At 62.5% G+C, this 6294-nt stretch carries 5 protein-coding genes; 4 read left to right on the top strand and 1 reads right to left on the bottom strand.

Features of this window, described 5'->3' with window-relative positions:
* Positions 1 to 294 precede the first annotated feature (294 nt).
* Together EB836_RS17790 and EB836_RS17785 are read left to right on the top strand one after the other, a co-directional pair.
* Positions 295 to 927 (top strand): MBL fold metallo-hydrolase, encoded by a 633-nt coding sequence (locus EB836_RS17790; RefSeq protein WP_240690163.1) that lies wholly within the window; start codon positions 295 to 297, stop codon positions 925 to 927.
* A gap of 7 nt (positions 928 to 934) precedes the next feature.
* On the top strand, positions 935 to 2311 hold the full coding sequence (locus tag EB836_RS17785; RefSeq protein ID WP_135542761.1) for an MFS transporter: 1377 nt from the start codon (positions 935 to 937) through the stop codon (positions 2309 to 2311).
* An 866-nt stretch (positions 2312 to 3177) separates the two neighbouring features.
* Here the strand turns inward: EB836_RS17785 and EB836_RS17775 are convergent.
* Positions 3178 to 3570 carry a YciI family protein gene (locus tag EB836_RS17775; RefSeq protein ID WP_135542757.1) on the bottom strand — a complete coding sequence of 131 codons (393 nt, stop codon included), beginning with the start codon at positions 3568 to 3570 and terminating at the stop codon, positions 3178 to 3180.
* Between the two features lie 254 nt (positions 3571 to 3824).
* On the opposite strand from EB836_RS17775, the gene tyrS reads away from it, so the two are divergent.
* Together tyrS and EB836_RS17765 are read left to right on the top strand one after the other, a co-directional pair.
* Positions 3825 to 5111 (top strand): tyrosine--tRNA ligase, encoded by a 1287-nt coding sequence (tyrS, locus tag EB836_RS17770; RefSeq protein WP_135542755.1) that lies wholly within the window; start codon positions 3825 to 3827, stop codon positions 5109 to 5111.
* Between the two features lie 333 nt (positions 5112 to 5444).
* Positions 5445 to 5846 (top strand): YccF domain-containing protein, encoded by a 402-nt coding sequence (locus tag EB836_RS17765; protein WP_135542765.1) that lies wholly within the window; start codon positions 5445 to 5447, stop codon positions 5844 to 5846.
* Positions 5847 to 6294 lie beyond the last annotated feature (448 nt).

Raw genomic sequence — 6294 nt, 5'->3', positions numbered from 1 at the left:
TGACGGGCGACACGGACGTGCCGCCCCACCGCTCAGAAGACCACCGAAATCACGGCAGTACCACCTATCCAGAAAACTGATACCAGGTACGTGGACTATCGGGACCAAGTAGCGCTACGCGCCAATCTGCCGTCACTTGTTATATTCGGGATGCACGAGCTCCAGCAAAGAGTCGACAATCCGGTTCCTCTCCTTGGACCCGGTCCACGTGGAGCGCTTCCTCCGGTCTCTCCGCGGGCAGTCGTCCCGCCGCGACCTGTGGCACCAGCGAACCCCACCCCCGGCATCGCCGACATGTTTACAAACATCGTCGGGGCGTTTGCCACAGACCTCAACGACCGCGTGCTCGATTCGCTGCGTCCGTCACCTGAAGTTCTCTTCGACCCCCGCGATATCGAGATCCCAGAGGGCATCGGATATCACCCGAACACAGCTCCGACCCCGGAGATGGAGCCTTTCGTCATCTTCCAGGATGATCTTGTCACCGTGACTGCGATCCTCGTTGAGCATCCGCCAGTGGCGCCAGCGTTCGCTTTCAGGTTCGAGAGCGAGCACGGATCGGTGACCATTTCAGGTGACACGTGTGAGACCGCCAATCTCGTCAAGCTGGCGCAGGGAACCGATCTGCTTCTTCACGAGGCGATCGACTTCGACTGGGTTGATCAGATGTATGCGCACCGTGACGACGATGAGGGCAGCGCCTCCCGCGACCACCATTACAAGTCACATACCTCGGTCAATGGGGCCATTCGCATTGCCTCCGCGGCACAGGCTCGTGCACTGGCCCTGCACCACCTTGTTCCCGGGTCCGCCGATGACACCGTCTGGCACAAGGGGCACACCGGATTCGATGGAACATTCCTGGTGCCAGAGGACCTCGACACCGTCAACATCACCACAGCCGCACACGCCGCGATGAGGAGCTGAAGCAACTATGAATAACAACAAAGACGTTGTTGACAAGGACGGACTCCAAACCTCCTTGAAGACGCCGGAGATGCGGAGGATCCTCACCTCGAGCTTCGTCGGATCGGCCATCGAGTTCTACGATTTCATCCTCTACGCGACAGCCTCGTCGATCGTCTTCGCGAATCTCTTCTTCGAAGGGCTCGGACCCGGTCTGTCGCTGTTCGCCTCATTCAGCACCCTGGCTGCGGGATACCTGGCCCGGCCGCTGGGCGGAGTCGTCTTCGGACACTTCGGAGATCGCGTCGGACGGAAGAAGGCCCTCATCGTCTCCATGGTGATGATGGGAGCCGTCACCGTGATCATCGGCCTCATGCCGCCGACTGCGTCAATTGGGATGATCGCACCCGCATCCCTGTTCACCCTTCGGATCATCCAAGGCATCGCCGTCGGCGGAGAATGGGGCGGTGCTGCGCTCATGGCGCTCGAGCACGCGCCGAAGGCCCGGCGCGGACTGGCTGCGGCGTTCGCCAACGCCGGTGGTCCTGCGGGAGCGATCTTGGCGACGCTCATTCTGTCACTGACTGCGACGCTGACTGGGGACAACTTTGTGACATGGGGCTGGCGCCTGCCGTTCCTGCTCTCGGCCGTACTCATCGTCGTCGGCCTAGTGATTCGTCTCAAGGTCAGCGAAACACCTGCCTTCCAGCAGCTCGAAGAAGAGAGCGAGGAGAGGAAAGTCCCGCTGCTCACAGTGTTCAAGAACTACAAGCGCCAAGTGCTCATCGCGCTCTTCGCGACGATGACCATCTATGTCACTCAGGGCCTGACGACAGTCTGGGGCGTATCGGTCGCAGTCGCAGCAGGTGAGGACAAGTCCGATGTCCTCAACTGGAAAGCCGTCGGAGCGTTGACGACCCTGATCGTCACCTTCATCGTCGCCCGTCTCAGCGACAGGATCGGGCGCAAACGTTCTCTCATCGGTGCCCATGTGGTAGCCGCAGCCCTCGCGGTTCCGATCGTGCTGCTCATCGTCAGCGGAGAGCTCAACCAGTACGCCGCTGCAATCATTCTCGGCAATGGGATCGTCCAGGGCCTGTGCTATGGGCCTATTGCGGCCTATGTCTCTGAGCTCTTCCCACCAGCCGTGCGATACACCGGTGCATCCGTTGGCTATCAGCTTGCCGCAGCGCTCGGAGCGGGGCTCTCACCGATGATCGCGTCTGCCCTCATCCTGGTCCCGGGCGTCGGCGCCTACCTCATCGGAGGGGTCTGGGCGCTCTTCGCTGTAGTCGGGGCAATTGCCGTCATGGCGAGCCGTCCCTTTTCAGAGAGTGCCCCGAATCCTGGGGCGTCGGCCGTGGAGTCCGACATCGAGCCACTAGCTCATGCGGACGGCAAATAGCTCCGTCAGCGCGAATCGGCTGCCAGCCGAGTAATCTGCGCATTGAGGTATCTCTGCTCGGGAACGTTCGTGCACAGTCTGCTGGCGGTCCGGTATGCGGCCAGCGCCTCGGCGGAATCTCCGAGCGCTTCCAATATCGGCGCCCGGTCGGCGTGCCTCGCTGAGCAGCATGAGCGCAAGCAATCCCGCAGTCTCGGTCTCATCGGGGAGTGCGGCATGAAGCAATCGAGCCAACCTGATGGCCTCGAACGTGACATTCCTGTCGAAGAGGTCCTCACCGTTCGGTCGGCTGTGCCCGGCCGTGTACATGAGATAGAGAGCGTGGAGCATCGCGGGAAGTCGCTCAGTCGCCGAGTCTGGCCGCGGGAAATGCCGCCCGACACCGTCGATCGTGGACTTCGCCCGACTGATCCTCTGCCCCGCAGTGGCAGACGGAATGAAATACAAGGCAGCGATCTGTTCCGTGCTCAACCCGAGGACCGCACGCAAGGCTAAGGTCACTTGAGCCTCAGGGCTGAGCGACGGATGACAACACAGTGCGAGGACCTCCAGCGTGGCATCACGGTTCTCAAGGGCCGCCTCGGCGATGGGCATCTGATCGGGACGATGACGAGTGAACACCCGTTTCTCACGCTCACGACGCGCACCGTCCTGACGTTTGGCATCGATGAGCCGACGAGACGCGACCCGCAACAGCCAGCCCCGGGGCCTGTCCGGCACACCTGTGTTCGGCCACTGTTGTGAGGCGTCGAGCAGAGCTTCCTGAACGGCGTCCTCGCATGCGGCGAAATCGCCGAACCGCCTCATCAGAGCAGCGAGGACGTGAGGCGTCTCCCGGGGCCACACATCCTCACCGGTCGCCATCGTCATTCGCCGCCGTCGCCGAAGACCATGATCGGCCGCAGCTCCACGGTCTCCCCGGGGCCGGCGAAACCGGCGGCGATCTCCTCGGCACGTTCGGGGAAGGCGACGTCGATCATGAAGAACCCAGCGAGGTGCTCTTTCGACTCCGCGTAGGGGCCATCGCTCGACGTCGGTGCGCCGGCCTTCCACCGGTAGAGCGTGGATGCTGCAGGGTCGCCCAGGGCTTCGCCGCCGAGCAGCTCGCCGCGTTCATGAAGTTCGCCCAGCAGTTTCTCGAAGTCAGTATCCAACTTCTCCCGTTGTTCCTTTGGCAGGGCTTGAACTTCGGCAACATAGTTGCCGGTGGGATGGCCCCAGGGTTGCGGATTCGAGTGGATGAGAATGACGTACTTCATTGTTCTGCCTTTCGTCGAGGGCCGCCTCTCGGCCCTTCTAGTGTGACATCGAGGCTGGGGCGGAGTTTTCGACAATTGCGCGAAACTTTCCTGGAACCAGGTCTCAAGGTACGGCTCCAGCGATGTCATCGAAGCAACTATCGATGAGCGGAACGCGGCGGTCTTGAGCCAAGGGCACCGCCGCCTCGGCGACCACGTAGAATTGACCCCGTCGGTGCCGCACCGACACTGGCAAATGATTCGAAAGGACCGAAGTGACCGACATCTTCAGTGAACTCAAGGCCCGCGGGCTCGTCGCGGTTTCGACCGACGAGACCGCCCTCCAGAAGGCTCTGGCCGAGGAGTCGCTGACCTATTATGTCGGTTTCGATCCGACGGCGCCGAGCCTGCACATGGGCAACCTCGTCCAGCTGCTCACCGCGGCCCGCCTGCAGCAGGCCGGGCACAACCCGTTGGCTCTCGTCGGCGGTGCCACCGGCCTCATCGGTGATCCGCGGATGTCGGGGGAGCGGACGCTCAACCCGCGCGAGGTCGTCGAGGAATGGGTGGCGAAGATCCGCGCCCAGGTTGAGAAGTTCCTCGACTTCGACGGCCCCCACGCGGCGCAGATCGTCAACAACCTCGACTGGACTTCGCAGCTGACGGCCATCGACTTCCTCCGCGACGTCGGCAAGCACTTCCCGGTCAACCGGATGCTCGCGAAGGAATCCGTCTCCGCACGACTGAACAGCGAAGCCGGCATCTCCTTCACCGAGTTCTCCTACCAGATCCTCCAGGGCAACGACTACCTCGAGCTCAACCGACGCTACGGCTGCTCCCTGCAGACCGGCGGATCCGATCAGTGGGGCAACCTCACCTCGGGCGTCGACCTCATCCGTCGCGTCGAGCAGAAGTCCGTCCATGCGCTGGCCACACCGCTGATCACCAAGGCTGACGGCACGAAGTTCGGCAAGACCGAATCCGGCACCGTGTGGCTCGACTCGTCGCTGACCAGCCCGTACGCCTTCAGCCAGTTCTGGCTCAACGCCGACGACCGTGACGTGGTCAAGTACCTCAAGGTGTTCTCGCTGCGATCGCTCGAAGAGATCGAGGCCATCGAAGCCGAGTTCACCGCCGCACCGCACACTCGTGTGGCGCAGAAGGCCCTCGCCGAGGATGTCACCACCCTCGTCCACGGGCGCCCAGCCTACGAGCAGGCGATCGCCGCGGCCTCGGCCCTCTTCGGCGGGGGAGAGCTGGCCGGACTCGACGCCGCTACCCTCGGTGCCGCCACGTCTGAGCTGCCCCGCGGTGACGTGTCCGCGACTCAGCTGGCCGAAGGCATGCCCGTCGCCGACGCGTTCGTCGCCGCCGGCATCGTCAAGTCCAAAGGTGAGGCCCGCCGCGCCATCAAGGACGGCGGTGCCTACGTCAACAACGTCAAGGTCAGCGGAGACGACCAGACCCTGACCCCCGCCGAGGTGCTCCCCACCGAAGCCGGGGGAGTGATCCTCCTCCGCCGGGGCAAGAAGACCCTCGGAGCCGTTGACGTCGTCAGCTGAGCCGAAATCGTCGCCGACAGCACCGTGCCATCCCTGGACAGGGAGGCACGGTGCTGTTGTATTCCCCGGAGACAAGCTCCTGGCTTGTGAAGGCGGGTTACAAGCACAGAACTTGTTCGCAGGGTAGACATGAGATGCGACCCTGTCGCAGGCCAACCGCACGACCGGACGCGGGAAAACATCATGGCGAGGTCAAGCAAGATCAGCCAGACTGGAATCACGTCCACACCTGTGACGTCGAGACGAGATCGCGCCGACCTCGAACGGCTCGCCCCGACGAAGACCAGCTGCACCGACTACGAACGAACTGCACCGACAGCGAACGAGGAGTTCATGCGCACTCTGCTCAACATCATCTGGTTCATCTTCTCCGGCCTCTGGCTTGCACTCGGCTATTGGGCCGCCGGCATCATCGCCTGCATCTTCATCGTCACGATCCCCTGGGGGATCGCCTCCTTTCGAATCGGCAACTACGCACTGTGGCCCTTCGGCCGGGAAGTCATCGAAACACGACCCGCCGGCGTCGCCACCACACTGGGCAACATCATCTGGCTCGTCGTCGCCGGGATCTGGCTGGCCATCGGACACGTCATCACCTCGATCCCACTGTTCGTCTCGATCATCGGCATCCCGCTCGGCTGGGCGAACATCAAGCTCATTCCCGTCTCGCTCATGCCCTTGGGCAAACAGATCGTCAACAGCGATCGGCTCATGCCCGGCTACCGGGGAGCCTGAACCCCGCACTTCCACGGGTGCTGCGACACTTCCATGGGAAGTCGCGGCACCTTCGTGGGATGTCGCGGCACGTCCACGGGATGCCGCGCTGCGTCGCGTCGGCGCCCGGAGGCCCGCTCTTTTCTCGGCCCCACCGGCCACGGTGACCGGTGTCACAGCGCGAAGTCCGCTTTCGAGTTGCACCGCCTGGCTGGAGTGGTCTAGAGTTATATCTCGTTGCCCCGCCGGGAACACAGTCTGAAAGACAGGGTTTCCACCGGGCCTGACCAGGACAAACAGGGTTTGTCGCGGTGGTTGGGGATCGGGTGGGTGACGATAAATGAAACTGATGCCCCCAGTGAACACGCCCTTTTTGTTGGGTTGTGGTGATGGGTGAGTGTTTGTGGTTTGAGAATCCAATAGCGTGTTTGTTTGAACAAGTTGTGATGCCAGAAACATTATTTTTCTG

The sequence above is a fragment of the Brevibacterium sp. S111 genome, assembly GCF_004745075.1.
Taxonomy (GTDB): domain Bacteria; phylum Actinomycetota; class Actinomycetes; order Actinomycetales; family Brevibacteriaceae; genus Brevibacterium.
The sequence above is the reverse complement of the archived record's forward strand: the minus strand, read 5'-3'. Positions and strand labels throughout refer to the sequence as shown.

Excerpts from the sequence above, each read along its gene's own strand:
- EB836_RS17790 (WP_240690163.1), top strand. The coding sequence starts at position 295 with ATGTTTACAAACATCGTCGGGGCGTTTGCCACAGACCTCAACGACCGC.
- EB836_RS17785 (WP_135542761.1), top strand. The coding sequence starts at position 935 with ATGAATAACAACAAAGACGTTGTTGACAAGGACGGACTCCAAACCTCC.
- EB836_RS17775 (WP_135542757.1), bottom strand. The coding sequence starts at position 3,570 with ATGAAGTACGTCATTCTCATCCACTCGAATCCGCAACCCTGGGGCCAT.
- EB836_RS17765 (WP_135542765.1), top strand. The coding sequence starts at position 5,445 with ATGCGCACTCTGCTCAACATCATCTGGTTCATCTTCTCCGGCCTCTGG.